Origin of the sequence: Dyadobacter flavalbus (genome assembly GCF_006149045.1) — a bacterium.
Classification (GTDB): domain Bacteria; phylum Bacteroidota; class Bacteroidia; order Cytophagales; family Spirosomataceae; genus Dyadobacter; species Dyadobacter flavalbus.
Window position 1 is genome coordinate 1 of sequence record NZ_VBSN01000075.1, and the last position, 1,399, is coordinate 1,399.

Here is a 1,399-nt window from a genome sequence, read left to right on the forward strand (position 1 = left end):
TAAGATTCTGTGTTGGTAACCTATAAAATTACATTTTTTTATACATTTGTTTTTGAAGGCAGCCAAGAGCCAGCCAGTATAGCATGTTTATGCATTTTGTGCGGACATGCTATTTTTTTGCTCTGCCTTTCGGGCCTCGAATGACTTGTCATATTTCGCTTTTGTCTTAAAAAGCGTAAAGGCCAACTCCAATAATTTTCTTTGGACAGCTATCAAAGCCTTCATTTTGATTCCTTGTTTACTGACGATTCTTATATACATATTTTTGAAATTCTCATCCCATTTCACTGCGGTAATTGCAGGGAAATACATGGCCTTCCTTAGGGTTCGATTCCCTTTTTTTGATATCCTTGGCTTGCCTTTCACCGAAGTACCGGACTGTTTTTCTTTGACATCAAAGCCGGCATAACTTGAAAGCTGTTTCTTATTTCGTATCAATTCAAAACCGTTTGTTTCTGCCAAAATAATAATAGCTGTCAACTCTCCGACTCCTGGAATACTACTGATAATCTTTACCTCTTTTTTGAGCTCTGTATCCTGATTAACAACCTGATTGATATCTTCCTTAATTTCCTGTTCTTGTCTGTTGAGAAAACTGATCCGCTCCTTTAAACGCTCTAAGCTCCGCTCATGCGGTTCTGCTTCTTGACTTTCTGCATGCAGCTGATTTTTTACTGCTGAGCGCTCCAATACGATCTGATCACGTTCTCTTGTAAGCTGTTGAAGATTTTTATATGTACTGTTGGGACGCTTCCAGCTATCTAATTTTCGCTCTAACCCAAACCTGGCTATGGCCTCAGAACAGCTTTTGTCAGTAACGGTTTTAACCTCTAAAGTCTTGATGTAATTGCTGATCTTGTTTGGCAGAATGATACTCAATCCGTAACCATGATCATCCAGAAAATAAGCAAACTTCTGATGGTATACTCCTGTTGCTTCCATCACAAACCGTAGTTCTATATCAGGATCAATCAACCTATTAGTCCATGTAAGCAAGGATGAAAAACCATTTTCGGTATTACTGAAAACTTTGTAAGCATACAGCTCAATGCTTAAATCTGACAGCAACCGGCCTAGCGTAACAACCAGTTCTTTCTGGGCAACATCTACTCCTAATACTTGTTTTAAAATGTTCATCATTCTAATGTTAATTGTTAACACAAAGTGATGAATCTCCCGGTTCGTCTTGTCTCCTGGCTGGATATTCTGGATATTGAGCACATCTCAACTCCTTACATTCTGTTCAGACTCGAAAAGATAAAAATGGATGAGGCAATTTCTTAATACCAATATACTACCTGAGTTATTGAGGGGTCAATCTGCTCTCATCCTTTTATCACTTTATCTTACAAATCTAACTTTTATACTTTCGACTAAGTTAAGTTTGTAAACATAGGAG

General features: G+C 38.0%; 1 protein-coding gene. It reads right to left on the bottom strand.

Annotation, left to right across the window (positions count from 1 at the left end; all coding sequences use genetic code 11):
• Nucleotides 1-87: 87 nt before the first annotated feature.
• Nucleotides 88-1,140 carry an IS110 family RNA-guided transposase gene (locus FEM33_RS25265; RefSeq protein WP_139014759.1) on the bottom strand — a complete coding sequence of 351 codons (1,053 nt, stop codon included), beginning with the start codon at nt 1,138-1,140 and terminating at the stop codon, nt 88-90.
• Nucleotides 1,141-1,399: the final 259 nt, after the last annotated feature.